We start from the raw sequence: 18,400 nt of genomic DNA, 5'->3' as shown, positions 1-18,400 counted from the left end.
CTGGTCGAGTTGCTATCAAATCAATAGCTACAAGGACAATCAAACCGCCGGCATGCGCCAGAAAAAGCCATGAACTCTCAAATCTCGATCTTGGAGCCCAGTTCCACCACCGCATTGCCCGGCAGATTCAGGAAGCCGGCAGCGCCGCTCGCGTTGTGGTGCATCTGCGCGAAGAGCTTCTCGCGCCACGGGGCCATGCCGCTGCCGATGGTGGGGATGACGACATCGCGCGACAGGAAGTAGCTGGTGGTCATGGGCTCCAGCTCGCAGCCGCGCCCGCGCATCAGCGCCAGGGCGCCGGGCAGGTCGGGATCGTTCTTGAAGCCGTAGTGCACGATCACCTGCCAGCAGTCGCCGCCCAGGGGTTCGACCTGCAGCCGCCGGTCCAGCCCGATCCAGGGGACCTCGTGGCTGCGCACGGTCACGAACAGGTTCTGTTCGTGCAGCACCTTGTTGTGCTTGAGGTTGTGCAGCAGCGCATTGGGCACCGAGCCCGTCTCGGCCGTCAGGAAGACGGCGGTGCCGTTCACCCGGGTGGGCGGGCTGACGAAGACGGCGGTGAGGAAGTCGCGCAGGTCCAGGGAGTCGTCGCGCAGCTTTTCGTTGAGTAGCTCGCGCCCGCGCTTCCAGGTCATCATCAGGGTGAAGACGATGCCGCCGATCAGCAGCGGGAACCAACCGCCCTGGAACAGCTTGAGCAGGTTGGAACTGAAGAAGGCCAGGTCCACCACGAAGAACGAGCCCGTGGCCGCGACGCACAGGGCGAGCGGGTACTTCCAGCCGTACCGGATCACGAAGAAGGTGAGCACGGTGGTGATGAGCATGTCCAGCGTGACCGCGATGCCGTAGGCGGCCGCCAGGTTGCTGCTGGAGCGGAACATGACCACCGCCAGCACGATGGCGACGAACAGCATCCAGTTGACGAACGGGATGTAGATCTGGCCCGTGTCCCGTACGCTGGTGTGCAGGATGTTCAGGCGCGGCAGGTAGCCGAGCTGGATGACCTGCTTGGTCACGCTGAAGGCGCCGGTGATGAGCGCCTGCGAGGCGATGACGGTCGCCATGGTGGCCATGATGACCAGCGGGATCAGCGCCCAGTCGGGGGCCATCATGTAGAACGGGTTCTTCACCGCCTCGGGCTCGGCCAGCAGCAGCGCGCCCTGGCCGAAATAGTTGATGGTGAGCGCCGGCATCGCCACGCTGAACCAGGCCAGGCGAATGGGTTTCTTGCCGAAGTGGCCTAGGTCGGCGTAGAGCGCCTCGGCACCGGTCACGCACAGCACCACCGCGCCCAGCACGATGAAGCTGGTGCCCGGGTTGTTCCAGATGAAGCCCAGCGCATGGTGCGGGCTCAGGGCGCCCAGGATTTCCGGGTGGCCGATGATGTGCGGAATGCCCAGGGCGGCCAGGCTCAGGAACCACACCAGGGTGATGGGCCCGAAATAGCGCCCGATGCCGCCGGTGCCGCGCTTTTGCACCGCGAACAGGCAAAACAGCACGACGAGGGTGAGCGGGATGACGGCCTTGCCGAAGTGCGGCGACACCACTTCGAGCCCCTCGACCGCCGACAGCACCGAGATGGCCGGGGTGATGACCCCGTCGCCATAGAAGAGCGAGGTGCCGAAGATGCCGATGCACAGCAGCACGCTGCGCAGCCGGGGCTTGTCCTTCACCGCCTGGGAGGCCAGCGCCAGCATGGCGATGAGCCCGCCTTCCCCGTTGTTGTCGGCCCGCAGGACCAGCACCACGTATTTGAGCGAGACGATGGTGGTCAGCGTCCAGAAGAAGATGGACAGGATGCCGTAGACGTTCTGGGGCGTGAAGGCCACGTGTCCCGAGCCGAACACCTCCTTGACCGCATACAGCACGCTGGTGCCGATATCGCCATACACGACGCCGATGGCGCCCAGGGTGAGCGCCGCGAGCGAGGACTTGGAACTTTGCACAGACTGGCCCGCTGGCACCGGGGCCAACCGGGATTCCGATATTGGGGGACCGCTATTGTGGCGCGGCTCGCCCCCGATGGTTCGGCCCCCGCCCGGTTGTTGCAATGCAGCAACTGAGGCGGCCACGGCCGCCCCCTCCCCTTGCCCGAGCGTGGACGCGCGGCCGTCAGTCGTAGATCTCGGCCTCGGGGTTGGTGGCTTCCAGCTCGTAGCTGGCGGCGAGCATCGCCAGGCGCGCCACCACACCATACATATAGAAGCGGTTGGGCGCGCTGGCGCCGGGGCGGGCGCCGGGCTGGGGCAGGTGCGTGCTGTGCTCGAAGGCCAGGGGCACGAAGCTCGCGCCGGGGGCGTTGAGGTTCTCGTCCACGCCGCGCTCGGCATGCATGCGGTAAAAGCCCCCGACCACGTAGCGGTCCATCATGTAGACGACCGGCTCGGCCACGGCCTCGTGCACCCGCTCCTGCGTGAGCACGCCTTCCTGGATGATCACGTCGCTCACCGCCTGCCCGTCCTTGATGACGGCCATCTTGTTCCGGGTCTTGCGGTTGAGCGCGTCCAGGTCCTTGGCGTCGCGCACGGTCATGATGCCCATGCCGTAGGTGCCGTTGTCGGCCTTCACGATGACGAAGGGCTTTTCGTTGATGCCGTATTCTTTGTACTTGCGGCGCACCTTGCCCAACTGCGCATCGACGGCCGCGCGCAGCCCCTCCATGCCCGTGCCTTCGTTGAAGTCGACGCCTTCGCAGCGGCTGAACAGCGGGTTGATGAGCCACGGGTCGATGCCCAGCAGCTTGCCGAAGCGCTTGGACACTTCCTCGTAGCTCTGGAAATGGCGGCTCTTGCGGCGCACGCTCCAGCCGGCGTGCAGCGGCGGCAGCAGGTACTGCTCGTGGATGTCCTCCAGGATGCCCGGGGGGCCGGCCGAGAGGTCGTTGTTGAGCAAGATGGTGCAGGGATCGAAGTTCTTGAGCCCCAAGCGCCCCTTGGTACGGACCACGGGCTCGAGCGTGACGGAGTCGCCGTTGGGCAGGGTCACCGTGGTGGGCTTCTTGATCTCGGGGCTGATGGAGCCCACGCGCACGTTGAGCCCCGCCATGTTGAAGATGCGCTGCAGCTGGATCACGTTCGCCAGGTAGAACGTGTTGCGGCTGTGGTTCTCCGGCACGATGAGCAGGTTGCGGGCCTCGGGGCAGATCTTCTCGATGGCCGCCATGGCCGCCTGCACGGCCAGGGGCAGCATGTCGGTGGTCAGGTTGTTCCAGCCGCCGGGAAACAGGTTGGTGTCCACCGGAGCGAGCTTGAAGCCGGCATTGCGGATGTCCACCGACGTATAGAACGGGGGCGTGTGCTCCATCCACTCCAGGCGGAACCACCGCTCGATCGCGGGCATGGAATCGAGAATGCGCTGTTCGAGCTCGTTGATCGGTCCCGTGAGGGCGGTGATGAGATGCGGAACCATGAAAAGCCCTCGGAAGACGAAAGACGCGTTGAATTGTAGGGATATGGGGACGCGCCCCGGCTTCGCAACCCCGGCCGCCGGCTTTCGCCACCGGCGCGCCGCCCCGGCCCGTGCGGGCCGCCTCCCCGCGCTACCGCCGCCAGAACGCCGGGGTGAGCAGCACCATGAAGCTCAGGATCTCCAGCCGCCCGAGCAGCATGGCCAGGGTGCAGACCCAGAGCTGGAACTCGGTGAGCACCGCGTAGGTGGCCGACGGCCCGAGCAGCCCCAGGCCCGGCCCCGTGCAGTTGACGCTGGCCAGCACGGCGGAGAACGCGCTCACCAGGTCCAGGTCGGTCAGCAGCAGCACCATGCTCAGCACCGTGACCGTGGCGCCGTAGACCAGCATGAACGCCAGCACCGAGAAGATCATGCGGTGGTCCACCACCGCGCGGCCCAGGCGCACGGGCTGCACGGCGCGGGGGTGGGCCAGGCGCGTCATCTCGCGGCGGGCCTGCTTCAGCAGGATCAGCATGCGCACCATCTTGATGCCGCCGCCGGTCGATCCCGCGCTGGTGGCCACGCCCGACAGCATGAGCATGAAGATCGGCGCGAACACCGGCCAGGCCAGGTAGTCGGTGGTGGCGAAGCCCGTCGTCGTGGCGACCGACACCACATGGAAGAACCCGTGCCGCAGCGCCGCCAGCGGCGCATAGACGTCCTTGGCCCACAGCAGCAGCGCGACGAACAAACCGCCGCCCAGCAGCGTGAGCACGGTGGCGCGCATCTCGGGGTCGCACCACAGGCTGCGCCAGTGGCCCTTGCGCAGCGCGACGAAATACAGCGCGAAGTTGCAGCTGGCCACCACCATGAACACCACCGCGATGGATTCGAGCAGCGGCGACTGGAAATGGCCGAAGCTGCTGTCGTGCGACGACAGCCCGCCCAGGCTCACCGTGGTGAACATGTGCATGACGGCATCGGCCGGCGGCATGCCGCCCAGCCAGTAGGCCAGCGCACACGCCAGCGAAAAGAGCACGTACACGCCCCACAGCCCCTTGGCGGTTTCGGTCATGCGTGGGGTGAGCTTGGTGTCCTTGACCGGGCCCGCAGCCTCGGCCTTGAAGAGCTGGCTGGCGCCCACGCCCAGCAGCGGCAGCACGGCCACCGCCAGGATCAGGATGCCCATGCCGCCCAGCCACTGCATGAAGGTGCGCCACACGTTGATCGACAGCGGCAGCGCATCCAGCCCCGTCAGCACGGTGCCGCCCGTGGTGGTCAGGCCCGAGACGGCCTCGAAGTAGGCATGCGTGAACGATATCGGCCGGCCGATCTGGTGCATGGCCAGCAGCAGCGGCAGCGCGGCGAACAGCGGCAGCACCACCCACACGAGCGCGACGAGGATGATGCCGTGGCGCGGCTGCAGTTCCCGCGCCTGGTGGCGCAGACCCGCCCACAGCCCGCCGCCGCACAGCAGCGTGGCCGCCAGGGCGCCGGCGTATTGCGGCCACAGGCCGTCGCCCGTCCACCAGGAGGCCGCCAGCGGCACGCCGAAAGCCAGCGAGAACAGGGCGAGCAGCGCGCCCAGCACGCGCAGAACGGGAAGAAGGTCCGCCATGGTGTCGGTGTGGAAGGAAACGAAGAGGGTCGGGGGCGCGGGTTCAGAAGAACGTGGCGCCCAGGCGGAAGGCCTTTTCCACATCGCGCACCAGCCGCTTGTTCGGCAGGAAGAACACCACGTGGTCCCCGCTTTCGATCACCGTGTGGCTGCGCGGGATGATGACCTGGGGTTCGGCGAAGGCGTCCGGGCCATCGCCCTCGGCCGGCGCCGCATCCGCCCCCGGCTCCGCGCCGGACAGCCCGCGCACGATCAGCCCCATGTGCACCTCGGGCGGCAGGTGCAGGTCGCCGACCTTGCGGCCCACCACGCGCGAGCTCTTGCGGTCGCCGCGCGCCACGATCTCCAGCGCCTCGGCCACGCCCCGGCGCAGGCTGTGCACGGCCTGCACGTCGCCGCGGCGCACGTAGGCCAGCAGCTCGCCCAGCATGGCCTGCGCGGGCGACAGCGCGATGTCGATCTGCGTGCCGTGCATCAGGTCGGCGTAGGAGCGCCGGTTGATCAGCGCCAGCACGCGGCTCGCGCCCATGCGCTTGGCCAGCAGGCAGGCCATGATGTTGTCCTCGTCGTCGTCGGTGAGCGCGAGGAACAGGTCCACCTCCTCGACGTTCTCGTCACCCAGCAGGTCTTCGTCCGTGGCATCGCCCTGCAGCACCAGCACCTCGGAGGGCAGCGTGGAGGCCAGCTCGACGCAGCGGTCCGGATCGCCCTCGATCACCTTGATGTGAAAGCGCCCCTGCTGCGCCAGCTGCCGCGCCAGGCGCAGGCCCACGCGGCCGCCGCCGGCGATCATGATGCGGCGCACCGCCCGCGCGGGCTGGCCGTCGCGCTGGTGCATGGCGGCCAGCACCTGGGGAATGTGCTCGCGCGCGGACAGCACGAAGACCTCGTCGCCCGCCGCGATGCGCGTGTCGCCGTCGCAGGCGATGAAGCGGTCGGGCTCTTCGGGAAAGCGGCGGTAGATGGCCACCATGCGCATGGCCACGTCCGGGATGCCGGCCCGCATGTCGGCGATGCGCACGCCCGCCACGGTCGCGCCGGCCCGCACGCGCACCGACACCAGGCAGGCCCGGCCGCCGGCGAATTCGCGCACCTGCAGTGCCTCGGGGTACTCCACCAGCTTGCCGATGTAGCGCGTCAGCGATTCCTCGGGGCAGATGATGCGGTCCACCGCGAAGCCGTCCTTGCCCAGCAGCAGCGCGGCCTGCTCGCGGTCGTGCTCGAAGCCCGAGGAGCGCACCCGCGCGATGCGCGTGGGCACGTTGAAGAGCAACTGCGCGACCTTGCAGCACACGAGGTTGGTCTCGTCCTGCGCGGCGCAGGCGATCAGCAGGTCGGTGTCGCGCGCGCCGGCCTCGGCCAGCACCTCGGGGTCGATGCCGTTGCCCACCACGCCGCGCAGGTCGAAGCGTGATTCCAGATCGCGCAGGCGCTGGGCGTCCGTGTCGATGACGGTGATGTCGTTCTGCTCGGACACGAGGCTGTCGGCCACGCTGCAGCCGACGCGGCCCGCGCCGAGGATGATGATTTTCATGTCAGTGGGGGGCTGGGCCGGACCGCGGGCTCGCTGGGAGCGCGTCAGCCGCGCACTTCGCCTTCGCCCAGCACCACGTACTTGAGCGAGGTCAGGCCCTCGATGCCCACCGGGCCGCGGGCATGGAACTTGTCGGTGCTGATGCCGATCTCGGCGCCCAGCCCGTACTCGAAGCCGTCGGCGAACCGGGTGCTGGCGTTGACCATCACGCTGGCCGAATCCACCTCGCGCAGGAAGCGCTGGGCGTGGCCGTGGTGGGTGGTGAGGATGGCGTCGGTGTGGTGGCTGGAGTAGCGGTTGATGTGGGCGATGGCCTCGTCCAGGCCGTCCACCACCTTCACGCTGATGATCGGGGCGAGGTATTCCTCGCTCCAGTCCTGCTCGGTGGCGGGCACCAGCTTCGCGCCCGGCACGCCGGCCAGCAGGGCGAGCGATTCGGGGCAGCCGCGCATCTCCACGCCCTTGCCGGCATAGACCGCGCCGATCTGCGGCAAAAAGGCGGCCGCCGCGCCGCGCGCCACCAGCAGGCTCTCGCTGGCGTTGCACGGGCTGTACTTGTTCGTCTTGGCGTTGTCGGCCACCTTCACCGCCATGGCGATGTCGCAGGGGTCGTCCACATAGGTGTGGCAGTTGCCGTCCAGGTGCTTGATGACCGGCACCTTGGCGTCGCGGCTGATGCGCTCGATCAGGCCCTTGCCGCCGCGCGGGATGATGACGTCCACGTACTCGGGCATGGCGATCAGGTGGCCCACGGCCTCGCGGTCGGTGGTCTGCACCAGCTGCACCGCGTCCTCGGGCAGGCCGGCCTCGGCCAGGGCCTGCTGCACCAGGGCCGCCAGGGCCTTGTTGGAGTCGATGGCCTCGGAGCCGCCGCGCAGGATGCAGGCGTTGCCGCTCTTGATGCTGAGGCTGGCGGCCTCGATGGTCACGTTGGGGCGGCTCTCGTAGATCATGCCGAACACGCCGATGGGCACGCGCATCTGGCCGACGCGGATGCCGCTGGGCTGCTGGCGCATGCCGGTGATCTCGCCGATCACGTCGCCCATGGCGGCGAGCTGCTCGCAGCCGAGCGCGCAGGTTTCCAGCACTTTGGGGGTGAGCTTCAGGCGATCGACCATGGGCTCGGCCAGGCCGGCGGCGCGGGCGCGCTCCAGGTCGCGGGCGTTGCTCTCCTGCAGCGGGGCGGTCTGCTCGCGCAGCAGGCGGGCCAGGGCGAGCAGGGCCCGGCTCTTGACCGCCGAGGGCGCCCGCGCCATCTGCGCGGAAGCCGCTTTTGCCTGGATGCCGAGGCCATGGGTGTATTCGGCGATGTGGAGCGCGTTCATGGGCGTGATTTTGACGCAGTTGCCGCGGCCGCGGAAACGCAGGGCTGTCGCGCCGCTCACCCTCGAGAGCGAAATCACTACCAATTTGATAGCACAATGCCCTAGTACTGATTGCGCCGGAGCCCGATTCGACCCCGAACCCTTTCCGGGACCGCCGCCGTCACCCCAGCCCGGCGGGCGTGTCCAGATCGCGCAGCACGCCGGGGTCGTCCACCGCGCAGCGCTGCGCGGCCGCCCAGTCGAGCGCACGGCGCACGCCGTCGTCGCCCGACAGCCCCTCCAGCCGGGGATACAGCACTGCCGGGATCAGCCGCGGATTGCCGGGCTGGCCGCCGAACACCGGCAGCACGGGCTGCCCCGGCTGGCGCTGCCAGGCCGCGATGAGCGCGCGCACGGTGGCCGCCCGCACGTCCCCCATGTCGGCCAGCGCGACCACGATGGCCGGCGCGCCGCGCACCAGCGGCAGGGCGGCCGACAGCGAGGCCGCCAGCCCATCGCCGCGCCGGAACGACCAAGCCACCTCGACCTGCAGGCGCCGGCACAGCATCAGCCCCCAGGCATCGCCCGGCGGCAGCACGGCGACGACGCGCGGGCACACGGCCTGCAGCGGCGCGAGCGCGGCCTCCATCAGCGAGCCGTGGCCGGGCCAGGGCACGCGGCGCTTGTCGCTGCCGAAGCGCCGCGCGTGGCCCGCCGCCAGCAGCACGCCGACCACGCCGTGGGCCGGCGCCGTGGGCAGGGCTTCGTCGCGGGCGGTGTCCATGGCGCGGCCTACACCGCGAGGTACGCGCGGCGCACCTCCTCGTTGCGCGACAGCGCCTCGATCGAGCCCTCGTAGCGGATCTGGCCCTTTTCCAGCACATAGGCCCGGTCGGACACCATCTCGGCAAAGCGCACGTTCTGCTCGGACAGCAGGATGCTCGCGCCCCGGGCCTTGAGCTGCAGGATCGTCTGCGCCATCTGCTCGACGATCACGGGCGCCACGCCCTCGGAGGGCTCGTCCAGCAGCACCAGGTACGGGTTGCCCATGAGCGTGCGCGCCACGGTGAGCATCTGCTGCTCGCCGCCGCTCATCTGCCCGCCGGGCCGCTGCGGCATGGCGCCCAGGTTGGGAAAGAGCCGGTACAGCGCGGCGGGCGTCCAGGACGGCGCCTCGCTGCCATCGGGCCAGCGCCGGGGCGGCTGGCGGCCGACCTCCAGGTTCTCGGTGACCGTGAGGTCGGCGAACACGCGCCGGTCCTCGGGCACGAAGCCCAGGCCCATCCGCGCGATCTCGTAGGGCTGCAGGCCCGCGATCGGGCGGCCGAGAAAATCCACCCGCCCCTGCCGCCGCGCGAGCAGACCCATGATGGCCTTGAAGGTGGTGGACTTGCCCGCGCCGTTGCGGCCCATCAGCGCCACGACCTCGCCGCGGCGCACCTGCAGCGACACGTCGAACAGGATGTGCGCCGCGCCGTACCAGGCGTTCAGGCCGGAGACCTCCAGCAGCGGCGGCGGCGGCGCCGCGGGGGCCGTCATGCCGCGCCCTCTGGCACCGCTTCCCGGTGCTCGCTCTTTTCCCCGAAGGTCGTGCCGGCGCCCAGGTACACCGCCTGCACTCCGGGGTGGTTGCGGATCGCGTGGGCATCGCCCTCGGCGATGAGCCGGCCCTGCGCCAGCACGATGATGCGGTCCGCATGGGCGAACACCACGTCCATGCTGTGCTCGGTGAACAGCACCGCCATGCGGCGCTCGGCCACGAGCCGCCCGGTGAGCGCCATGAGGTCGCTGCGCTCCTGCGGCGCCATGCCGGCGGTGGGCTCGTCCATCAGCAGCAGTTGCGGATCGTTGGCCAGCGCCAGGGCCAGCTCCACGCGCTTGACGTCGCCGTAGGCCAGTTCGCTGCACGGGCGGTCGGCCTGCGCGTCCATGCCGACCTGGGCCAGGAGCCCCATCGCCTCGGCGCGGTAGTGCGAGGCGGCGGGCCGCCAGAGCGCGAACACGCGCCGGTGGTGCGACAGCAGCGCCATCTGCACGTTCTCGACCACGGTGAGCGAGGCGAACGTGGCCGCGATCTGGAAGGTGCGGCCCACGCCCAGGCGCGCGATGGCGCGGGGCGGCAGGCCCAGCAGCTCGCGCCCCTGCAGCTGCACCGAGCCGGCCGTGGCCTTCGTCTGCCCGCCCACCATGTCGAAGGTGGTGGACTTGCCCGCCCCGTTGGGCCCGATGAGCGCGAGCAATTCCCCCGCCGCCAGGTCGAAGCCGATGCCATCGACGGCCTGCACGCCGCCATAGGATTTGCGCAGGCCGCGCACCTGGAGCAGCGTCATGGCGAAGGCCCCTCGGGGATGGCGGGCGCCACCGCCGATCGTTCGGCCCGGCGCTGCGCGATCTGCTGCGCAAAGCCCGCGATGCCCTGCGGGAAAGCCAGCACCAGCAGCAGGATCACCCCGCCGAACAGCGCGCGCCAATACTCCGTGGCCCGCAGGATGGCGTCCTGCAGCACGCTGAACGCCGCCGCGCCGACGATGGGCCCCAGCAGCGTTTGCAGGCCGCCCAGCAGCACCATGACCAGCCCGTTCACCGACTGGCCCACGGCCACCGCCTCGGGCGAAATGCTGCCTTTGGAGAACGCGAACAGGCTGCCCGCCAGGCCGGCGAACCCGCCCGCGATCACGAAGGCCGTCCACTGCACGCGCCGCACGTCGATGCCCACCGCCTCGGCCCGCAGCGCCGAGTCGCGCCCCGCACGCAGCGCGTAGCCGAACGGCGCGAACAGCACGCGCCGCAGCGCGAACACCGACAGCCCCACCAGCGCCAGCGTGAGGTAGTAGTAGCCCGCGCCGCCCAGCCACGGCGCGGGCCACACGCCGATCAGGCCGTTGGAGCCGCCGGTGACGGCATCCCACTGGAACACCACCGACCACACGATCTGCGAGAACGCGAGGGTCAGCATGGCCAAGTACACGCCCGACAGGCGCACGCAGAACCAGCCGAAGACCAGCGCGCCGGCCCCAGCCACCAGCGGCGCGAGCGCCATGGCCAGCGGCATGGGCATGCTGAAGGCCTTGAGCAGCACCGCCGCGCCGTAGGCGCCCAGCCCGTAGTAGGCCGCGTGGCCGAACGAATGCAGGCCGCCCGGGCCCATGATGAAGTGCAGGCTCACCGCGAAGAGCACCGCCACCAGCACGTCCTGCGCCAGCACCGTGGCATACGGCAGCCAGGCCGACAGCAGCGGCAGCGCGGCCAGGGCCGCCAGCACGGCCACCACCGCGGCCCGGAACAGCGGCGTGCCTGGGCGCAGCGGCGCCTCCGCGGGTGCCGAATTGCGGCTCGTGGCCTGGGGCCGCCCCATCAGCCCCCAGGGCCGGAACACCAGCACCAGGGCCATCACCAGGAACTCCACTACCAGCGTGAGCTTGGAGAACGACACCTCGACGCCGAACCACTGCACCGTGCCCAGCCCCACGCACAGCGCCTTGATCTCGGCGATCAGCAGCGCGGCCACGTAGGCGCCCGGGATCGACCCCATGCCGCCCACCACCACGATCACGAACGCCTCGCCGATGGCGCGCAGGTCCAGCGCCAGGCTGGCCGGCTCGCGCGGCAGCTGCACCGCGCCGCCCAGCCCCGCGAGCATGGCGCCCAGCGCGAACACGCCCGTGAAGAGCCACGCCTGGTTGACGCCCAGGGCGCCGAGCATTTCGCGGTCCTGCGTGGCGGCGCGCACCAGCGTGCCCCAACGCGTGCGCGTGAGCAGCAGCCACAGCAGGCCCAGCACCAATGGGCCCAGGGCGATCAAGAACAGGTTGTAGGCCGGGTACTGCCGGCCCATCAGCTCGATCGATCCCGCCAGGCCCGGTGCGCGCCGGCCCAGCAGTTCCTCGGGCCCCCAGAGCCACAGAACCGCATCGCTCACCACCAGCACCAGCGCGAACGTGGCCAGCAGCTGGAACAGCTCCGGCGCGCGGTAGATGCGCCGCAGCAGCACCACCTCCACCAGCGCGCCGAAGGCGCCCACCGCCAGCGCCGCCAGCAGCAGGCCGAGCCAGTAGCCCAGCGGCCCACCGGCCAGACCCGCCATGTGCTCGACCAGCGAATACGCCAGGTACAGGCCCAGCATGTAGAACGACCCATGCGCGAAGTTGACGATGCGCGTCACCCCGAAGATCAGCGACAGGCCGGCCGCCACCAGGAAGAGCGACGACGCCTCGGCCAGCCCGTTGAGCAGCTGGGTCAGGAAGCCGGAGAAATCCATCGCGGGCGGAACGGGGCGCGGCGGGGTCGCGGGCGATCGGCAGGCCGGCGCGTCAGGGCGCGGGGCGCAGCGCGCGCACCTCGGCCTCGGGCGGCAGCAGGGTGTCGCCGGGCACGTAGCGGTAGTCGACCATCACGCCCTTGCCGTCCTTGAGCGCGATCTTGCCCACGTACACGCCCAGCGTGGACTGGTGGTCGATCGCGCGGTATTCGATGGGGCCGTCGGGCGTGGACACCTGGAGGCCGCTGAACGCCTTGGCCAGCGACTCGGCATCGGTCTTGCCGCCCGCGCGCTTCACGCCCGCGGCCAGGGACTGGATGGTGTCGTAGCCGATCAGCGCGCCCAGGCGCAGGTCTTCCTTGCCGTACTTGGCCTGGTAGGCCGCGACGAACGCCTTGTGGGCCGGCGTGTCGATGCTGTACCAGGGGTAGCCGGTGACGATCCAGCCCACGGGCGCCTCGTCGCGCAGCGGCTCCAGGTACTCGGGCTCGCCGGTCAGCAGGCTCACCACCGGGGTGCTCTTGAACAGGCCGCGCGTGGTGCCTTCGCGCACGAACTTGGCCAGATCGGGGCCGAACAGCGCGTTGAAGATGGCGTCGGGCTTGGCATCGGCGATGGCCTGGGCCACGCTGCCGGCGTCCAGCTTGCCCAGCGGCGCGGCCTGCTCGGTGACGAACTCGATGCCGGGCTGCTGCGCCTTCATGCGCTTCTTGAACGTGTCCACCGCCGACTGGCCGTATTCGTAGTTGGGGTACACGATGGCCCAGCGCTTTTTCTGGAGCTTGAGCGCCTCGGGCACCAGGGCCGACGACAGCATGTGGGTGGACGAGCGCAGGCGGTATGTGTAGGCGTTGCCGTTTTGCCAGGTGATCTTGTCGGTGAGCGCTTCGCTGGCCAGGAAAAAGCGCTTCTTTTGCTTGGCGTAGTCGGACAGCGCCAGGCCGATGTGCGACAGGAAGCTGCCCGCCAGGATGTCCACCCGCTCGCGCGAGACCAGCTCGTCGGCCAGCCGCACGGCCTCGCCGGGGTTGGCATTGTCGTCGCGCGTGACCAGTTCGAGCTTCCTGCCGCCGATGCCGCCCGCGGCATTGACCTCGTCCACCGCCAGGTGCATGCCCTTCTTGTAGGCCTCCAGGAACACCGGCTGGGCCTTGTAGCTGTTGATCTCGCCGATCTTGATCGTGCCCTGCGCCCAGGCGGGGACACCGGGAAAAGCGCCCAACACGGCGACACAGGCCGCAGCCAGCCAGCGCGCGCCGGCGCCCGCAACGAAACGGTGGGGAAAGCTCATGACAACTCCTAGCGAAATAAAGGGCGGGCCGACTTTTCCTGCGGGTCCACCGGCGCAACCGCGCAAACCCCCGATGCTGGCACATCCGCCGCAGGCCCAGCCCCGAAAATCGCAGCGATTCCATGGCCTTGCGGATCGCATTGTCCCGGGTAGCGGCCGGCCCGGGCGACCCCGCCGGGCGCCGGCCGTGTTAAACATGCCGGAACGTCTCGCCACCGCCCTGCCCCGTTCGGCATGGCGGCCTGTCCTTCACTGCTTTCGGAATCTCCATGCGCACGCCTTTCGAACTCATCACCGCCCACTACGCCGCCTCCGCCCGCCAGGACATCGCCGCCATGATGGCCGACATGGCGCCCGAAGTGCAGTGGACCGAAATGGCGGGTTTTCCATGCGCGGGCACCTGGGTGGGGCCTCAGCAGGTGATCGACAGAGTTTTCAAGGTGCTGGGCGCCGACTGGATCGGCTACCGCTTCGATCTGGAGACGTTGATCGATGGCGGCGACCGCATCGTGGGCGTCGGTAGCTACTCGGGCACCCATGGCCGCACGGGCAAGGCCATGCAGGCGCGGGCGGCGCACGTGTGGCAGGTGCAGGGCGAGCGAATCGTGCGCTTCGAGCAGTTCACCGACACCCTGCTGGTCGATCGTGCGATGGCCTGATTCCGGGCGCGAAAGCGATGTCCCGGCAGATGCTATTAAATTAATAGCTACATGCCCTAGGTATTATTGCGGTGGAGCCCGATTGGGGCATGCATCCAAAAGCCAGAGGCATGCCCGCCTGCGCCGCCCTCACTCCGAGAACGACGGCACCGCTACCGGCAGCGTCGGCGCCACCCAGCGGTAGCGGTCGTCCAGCACGTTGCGCTCCGGCATGGCACCGGCCCAGCCGATGTGCAGCAGATCGGCCAGGGTCCAGGCCGCCCAGTCGGCGCGGAACGGCCGCTGCGCCGTGGCGGCGGACACCGGCTGCGCCGCCGCGCTGCGCCAGATCACCGTGGGAATGCGGTAGCCCGAGGCGGTCGCGGGGCTGTGGCCCGCGCGGTCGCTGCCGTGGCCGACCTCCTGGCCGTGGTCGGACAGATACATCCACGCCCGGGACTCGCCCGGCCGCGCCCCGGCGCGCGCCAGCTGCAGCGTCTCGGACACCACGAAGTCGTGGTACAGCAGGGCGGCGTCGTACTGCTGGCGGTAGCGCCGCACCCAGGCCGAGCGGCCCTGGCCGGCCAGCTGCGCCTCGACCGCGTCCACGTGGTCGTCGAACGGGTTGTCGCCGCTCGGAAAGCGCAGCCGGTAGTGCGGGTGCGCGCCCATCAGGTGCACCACGATCAGCTTGCGCTCGGCGGGGTCGTCCAGCGCCTCCTGCACGCAGTCCAGCAGCTCGCCGTCCAGCGAGGCGCCCGCGCGGCCCGGCGTGCGGTTGACCAGATCCACCACGTCGGCCAGGCGCGCATGCTGCTGCTCGATCGCCACGTCGTCGTGGTTGCTCATCCACCAGACCTTGTAGCCCGCGGCGCGGGCCAGCGCCAGCACGTGCTGCCCGTCGGCCCGGCCCGGCTACCCGAAGCCGAAGAGGTTGGCCAGTGCCGGCAGCGTGCTGGCATCGACCGACCATGCATTGCGCAGCACGGCCATCTCCCCGCCCAGCACGCGCTGCTGCGCCTCCAGGCGCGGCGTGGTGGCGCGCGCGTAGCCGTACAGGCCCAGGTTGTCGCGGTTGATGCTGTCGGTTACCACCAGCACCACGGTGGACGGGCCGGCGCGCGTGACCGCGGGCGCCGCCTGCCGCGCGCGCTCCAGCAGGGCGCTGCGCTGGCGCTCCTGGTCGGCCCAGCCGCTGCGCAGGCCGTGGACCGCCGCGTTCCAGTGCATCCAGTAGGCGACCGGGTGCAGCCGGCGCCACGGCTTGCTGGCATAGCCCAGGGCGCTGAGCGCCAGCAGTGCGCACAGCAGCGCCACCAGGCTTCGCGGCCAGCGCACGGCGGTGCGCAGGCCCCGGCGCGCGCTGCGGCCCACCAGCCACGCGGCACCCACCAGCGCCGCCGACCACACGGCCACCGAGCGCCAGTGCATCGACAGGTATTCGGCGCTCTCGCGGCCCGTGGCGTTGGCGGCCGCGCCGAGCACCAGCGTGCTGTCGGGCGCGGCCTGGTAGGCGTCCAGCAGATAGGCGCGCGCCACGCCGTCGAGCGCGAAGGCCATGGCCCACAGCCACACGGCGGCGGTGCGCAGCCGGTGCACGGCATCGCTGCGCACCGGCCAGGCCAGCCACAGCAGGGCGGGCAGGGCCAGCGCCATCAATTGCGCCACACGGCGGCCATCGTGCCCGAGGGCCACCAGCGCCAGCACCGTGGCCATGGCCAGGCCCAGGGCGCGCAGCGCCTGCCGCGGCGCGGGCGGCGGGGCCGCGGAAAGGGAGGAAGGGTCTGGCACGTTCGGGATCCGGCTCGTCGGGGTGGCGCGGATTCTGACAGCGGGCCAAGCCCCCGCACGCGCCAGGGCCGGCGCGGCCCCAGGCCGGCAGGGGCTTCTATAATCCGCGCTCCCTTGGGGAGTAGCCGGCTTTCGTGCAATGTCTTTCGAGCGTTGTACGAAGGCGCCTGCGTCAACACACTCGGCATGCTGCATGCCGTGGCGCAGGCAACCGTTGCGGTTGGCGAGACCATCGGCATGCCACCGCGACGAAAGGTCGGGCAGCGGGGGCGTGCCTTTGCGCTCGCCCGGCCGTACAACGACTTCCCCACCATGAATTTCGCCTCCACCGCCTTGCTCGCGCTGGCCATGTCCACCGACGCCTTCGCCGCCGCCGTCGGCAAGGGCAGCGCCCTGCAGAAACCCCGCTGGTCCGAAGCCTTGCGCACCGGCGCCATCTTCGGCGTCATCGAGGCGCTCACCCCGATCGCCGGCTGGGCGCTGGGCTACGCCGCCTCCGGCTACGTGAAGGAATGGGACCACTGGATCGCGTTCACGCTGCTGACCATCCTCGGCCTGCGCATGGTGTACGCCGCGTTCCAGGCGCCCGATGCCGAAGCCGAAAAGCCCGCCCGCCACGGCTTCTGGCTGCTGGCCGTGACCGGCTTTGCCACCAGCATCGATGCGATGGCCGTGGGCGTGGGGCTGGCGTTCCTCGACGTGGGCATCCTGCCCGTGGCGGCGGCCATCGGCCTGGCGACGTTTGCCATGGTCACGATCGGCGTGATGGTCGGCCGGGTGCTGGGAAGCATCGCGGGCCGCTGGGCCGAGGCCGTGGGCGGCGTGCTGCTGATCGGCATCGGCTCGGTGATCCTCTACGAGCACCTGACCACGTTCTGATCCCGGCCCGCGCTACCCTTGCCGCATGACCCGTTTTTCCGACACCACCACCGCCCTCGTGCAACTGGCCACGCTGGACTCCGCCCTGGCCCGCTGCCGCGCCCCGGGCGGCAGCGCCACCGAGCTGAGCGCCACGGCCCGCGCGCAGGACGCGCTGCTGGCCGCCCTGCCCCCGCGCTATGCCGAGGTGCTGCACGGCCTGCTCGACCGCCTCGAATCGAGCGCGCTGTTTTCCGAGGAAAGCTGCTCGTTCAGCCAGAAGGACCTGCTGGACAGCCTCCAGCAGTGGGTGGACAAGGCCGGGGACGTGCTGCGCCAGGCGGGCTGACCGGGCCGGCCACCGCGCCCCATCCACCGCCCGGTCACCGCTCGGCGCGGCCCGCCCACTTCTCCCGGGCGATGTAGGCGCGCACGCCCAGGCCCAGGCCCAGGAACGGCGCGGGCGGCATGCGCGCGGGCGCGCCCAGCGCCAGAGCGTCGGCGATCAACGGATGGTCCTGGCCCAGCGCCAGATCGGCCGCGAGCGCGCCCAGCACCGTGTGCTTGACGATGCCCACGCCGTTGCAGCCCGCCACGCCGTGCACGTTGGGGGCAAAGCGCCCCCAGCGCGGCGCGCCGTTGCGCGTGATGGCGATGGCGCCTTCCCAGAAATGCGCGAGCGGCACGTCGGCCAGCTGCGGAAACCGCGCATCGAACACGGCCCGGTGCGCGCGCCGCACGCGCTCGCGCACGGCGGCGGCCACGCGAAAGCGCGGCGCGTATTCGAAGCCCTGGCGCACCAGCAGGCGGTGGTCGTCGGTGTAGCGCAGCGTGGCGCCGGCCACGGCGTTCACCGGCGTCACGCCCCAGCCCTGCGGTGCGCCCAGGCGCTCGCGCTGCGCGGGCGTGAGCGGCGCGCTCAGCGAGCCGAACGTGGCCAGCGGAAAGGTCTCGCCCTGGAACAGGCCGAGCTGCTGCGCGAAAGGGTTGCTGGCCACGATGAGCTGCGGCGCTTCGATGCGCCCCTGCGCGGTGTGGGCCACCACCGCGTGCGGGGCGATGTCCAGCGCGTGCACGGGCGTGTTCTCGTACAGCGCGACCTGGGCGGGCAGCGCATCGGCCAGGCCCCGGCACAGCGCGGCCGGGTTGAGCAGCACCGTGCCCGGCGTGTACAACCCGGCGGCGAAGTAGCGCGTGCCCAGGCGCGCGGCGAGCGCATCACGGTCCAGCCGTTCGTGCGGCTCACCCAGTGCGCGCAGCTCCTGGGCGTGGTGGTCCAGCGTGCGCCCGGCCGCGGGCGACACGGCGCAGTGGTACTTGCCCGCGCGGCGCCACTGGCAGTCGATGGCGTGTGCGGCGATGTGCCGCTGCAGGTCGGCCAGGCCGGCGGCCAGCAGGCGCTGGTAGTGCGCGGCCTGGCGCAGCTCTTCGAGCGAACTGCCCACGTTGTGCGGCACGTCGATGGCGAAGCCGGAGTTGCGGCCCGAGGCGTTGTCGCCCACCGTGCCCGCATCGACCAGCACCACGTGCGCGTGCGGGCGCAGCTCGGCCAGGCGGCGCGCCGCGGCCAGGCCCGCGTAGCCGGCGCCCAGCACCAGCCAGTCGGCCCGCACGGGGCCCTGCAGCGCCGGGCGCGGCGCGCGCGGCGGCAGGATGGCCGACCAGCCGTTGGTAGCATCGTCGGCCGGCAGGCGCAAGGGGGTGGGACGCGGTGTCGGCAA

Annotated in this window: 14 protein-coding genes, 1 pseudogene and 1 riboswitch; of the genes and pseudogenes, 3 read left to right on the top strand and 12 right to left on the bottom strand. The window is 70.6% G+C overall.

The genetic code is table 11. From position 1 onward, the window contains the following. Positions 1–77 precede the first annotated feature (77 nt). From M5C96_RS01710 to M5C96_RS01665, 10 genes are all read right to left on the bottom strand, one after another. Entirely contained in the window at positions 78–1,946 is a 1,869-nt protein-coding gene (locus M5C96_RS01710) for a potassium transporter Kup (protein ID WP_272566778.1), read from the bottom strand. A gap of 166 nt (positions 1,947–2,112) precedes the next feature. Next, positions 2,113–3,408 carry a glutamate--cysteine ligase gene (gshA, locus tag M5C96_RS01705; protein ID WP_272566777.1) on the bottom strand — a complete coding sequence of 432 codons (1,296 nt, stop codon included), beginning with the start codon at positions 3,406–3,408 and terminating at the stop codon, positions 2,113–2,115. 130 nt (positions 3,409–3,538) lie between these two features. Beyond that, positions 3,539–5,005: a TrkH family potassium uptake protein gene (locus M5C96_RS01700; protein ID WP_272566776.1), complete on the bottom strand. Its 1,467-nt coding sequence runs from the start codon at positions 5,003–5,005 to the stop codon at positions 3,539–3,541. 43 nt (positions 5,006–5,048) lie between these two features. Next, on the bottom strand, positions 5,049–6,539 hold the full coding sequence (gene trkA, locus M5C96_RS01695; RefSeq protein ID WP_272566775.1) for a Trk system potassium transporter TrkA: 1,491 nt from the start codon (positions 6,537–6,539) through the stop codon (positions 5,049–5,051). Between the two features lie 44 nt (positions 6,540–6,583). Continuing rightward, positions 6,584–7,864: a glutamate-5-semialdehyde dehydrogenase gene (locus M5C96_RS01690; protein WP_272566774.1), complete on the bottom strand. Its 1,281-nt coding sequence runs from the start codon at positions 7,862–7,864 to the stop codon at positions 6,584–6,586. A 160-nt stretch (positions 7,865–8,024) separates the two neighbouring features. Beyond that, positions 8,025–8,627 (bottom strand): nucleotidyltransferase family protein, encoded by a 603-nt coding sequence (locus tag M5C96_RS01685; RefSeq protein WP_272566772.1) that lies wholly within the window; start codon positions 8,625–8,627, stop codon positions 8,025–8,027. 8 nt (positions 8,628–8,635) lie between these two features. Further along, the gene (locus tag M5C96_RS01680) at positions 8,636–9,382 is read right to left on the bottom strand and encodes an ABC transporter ATP-binding protein (RefSeq protein WP_272566771.1); all 747 of its coding nucleotides are present in this window, start codon (positions 9,380–9,382) and stop codon (positions 8,636–8,638) included. After that, positions 9,379–10,173 (bottom strand): ABC transporter ATP-binding protein, encoded by a 795-nt coding sequence (locus M5C96_RS01675; RefSeq protein WP_272566770.1) that lies wholly within the window; start codon positions 10,171–10,173, stop codon positions 9,379–9,381. The genes M5C96_RS01680 and M5C96_RS01675 overlap by 4 nt, the downstream gene beginning before the upstream one ends. After that, complete coding sequence (locus tag M5C96_RS01670) at positions 10,170–12,101, bottom strand: ABC transporter permease (protein ID WP_272566769.1); 1,932 nt, start codon at positions 12,099–12,101, stop codon at positions 10,170–10,172. Before M5C96_RS01670 ends, M5C96_RS01675 begins: the two co-directional genes overlap by 4 nt. Positions 12,102–12,153: 52 nt before the next feature. Further along, a complete protein-coding gene (locus M5C96_RS01665; RefSeq protein WP_272566768.1) occupies positions 12,154–13,392 on the bottom strand; it encodes an ABC transporter substrate-binding protein in 1,239 nt (412 codons plus the stop codon). A 269-nt stretch (positions 13,393–13,661) separates the two neighbouring features. On the opposite strand from M5C96_RS01665, the gene M5C96_RS01660 reads away from it, so the two are divergent. Beyond that, complete coding sequence (locus M5C96_RS01660) at positions 13,662–14,051, top strand: nuclear transport factor 2 family protein (RefSeq protein WP_272566766.1); 390 nt, start codon at positions 13,662–13,664, stop codon at positions 14,049–14,051. A gap of 129 nt (positions 14,052–14,180) precedes the next feature. Here M5C96_RS01660 and M5C96_RS01655 read toward each other — a convergent pair. Beyond that, positions 14,181–15,461 (bottom strand): annotated as a pseudogene (locus tag M5C96_RS01655) (phosphoethanolamine transferase). Between the two features lie 469 nt (positions 15,462–15,930). Then, positions 15,931–16,118, top strand: a riboswitch (yybP-ykoY riboswitch). Positions 16,119–16,133: 15 nt separating this feature from the next. Here M5C96_RS01655 and mntP point away from each other — a divergent pair. Beyond that, positions 16,134–16,700 (top strand): manganese efflux pump MntP, encoded by a 567-nt coding sequence (gene mntP / locus M5C96_RS01645; protein WP_272566760.1) that lies wholly within the window; start codon positions 16,134–16,136, stop codon positions 16,698–16,700. Between the two features lie 25 nt (positions 16,701–16,725). Then, the gene (locus tag M5C96_RS01640) at positions 16,726–17,028 is read left to right on the top strand and encodes a hypothetical protein (protein WP_272566759.1); all 303 of its coding nucleotides are present in this window, start codon (positions 16,726–16,728) and stop codon (positions 17,026–17,028) included. Between the two features lie 34 nt (positions 17,029–17,062). Here M5C96_RS01640 and M5C96_RS01635 read toward each other — a convergent pair whose 3' ends face one another. After that, complete coding sequence (locus M5C96_RS01635; RefSeq protein ID WP_272566758.1) at positions 17,063–18,400, bottom strand: NAD(P)/FAD-dependent oxidoreductase; 1,338 nt, start codon at positions 18,398–18,400, stop codon at positions 17,063–17,065.

Origin of the sequence: Acidovorax sp. GBBC 1281, from assembly GCF_028473645.1 — a bacterium.
GTDB lineage: Bacteria > Pseudomonadota > Gammaproteobacteria > Burkholderiales > Burkholderiaceae_C > Paracidovorax.
Note: the sequence above shows the minus strand (reverse complement) of the source record. Positions and strands in the feature narration are given on the sequence as shown.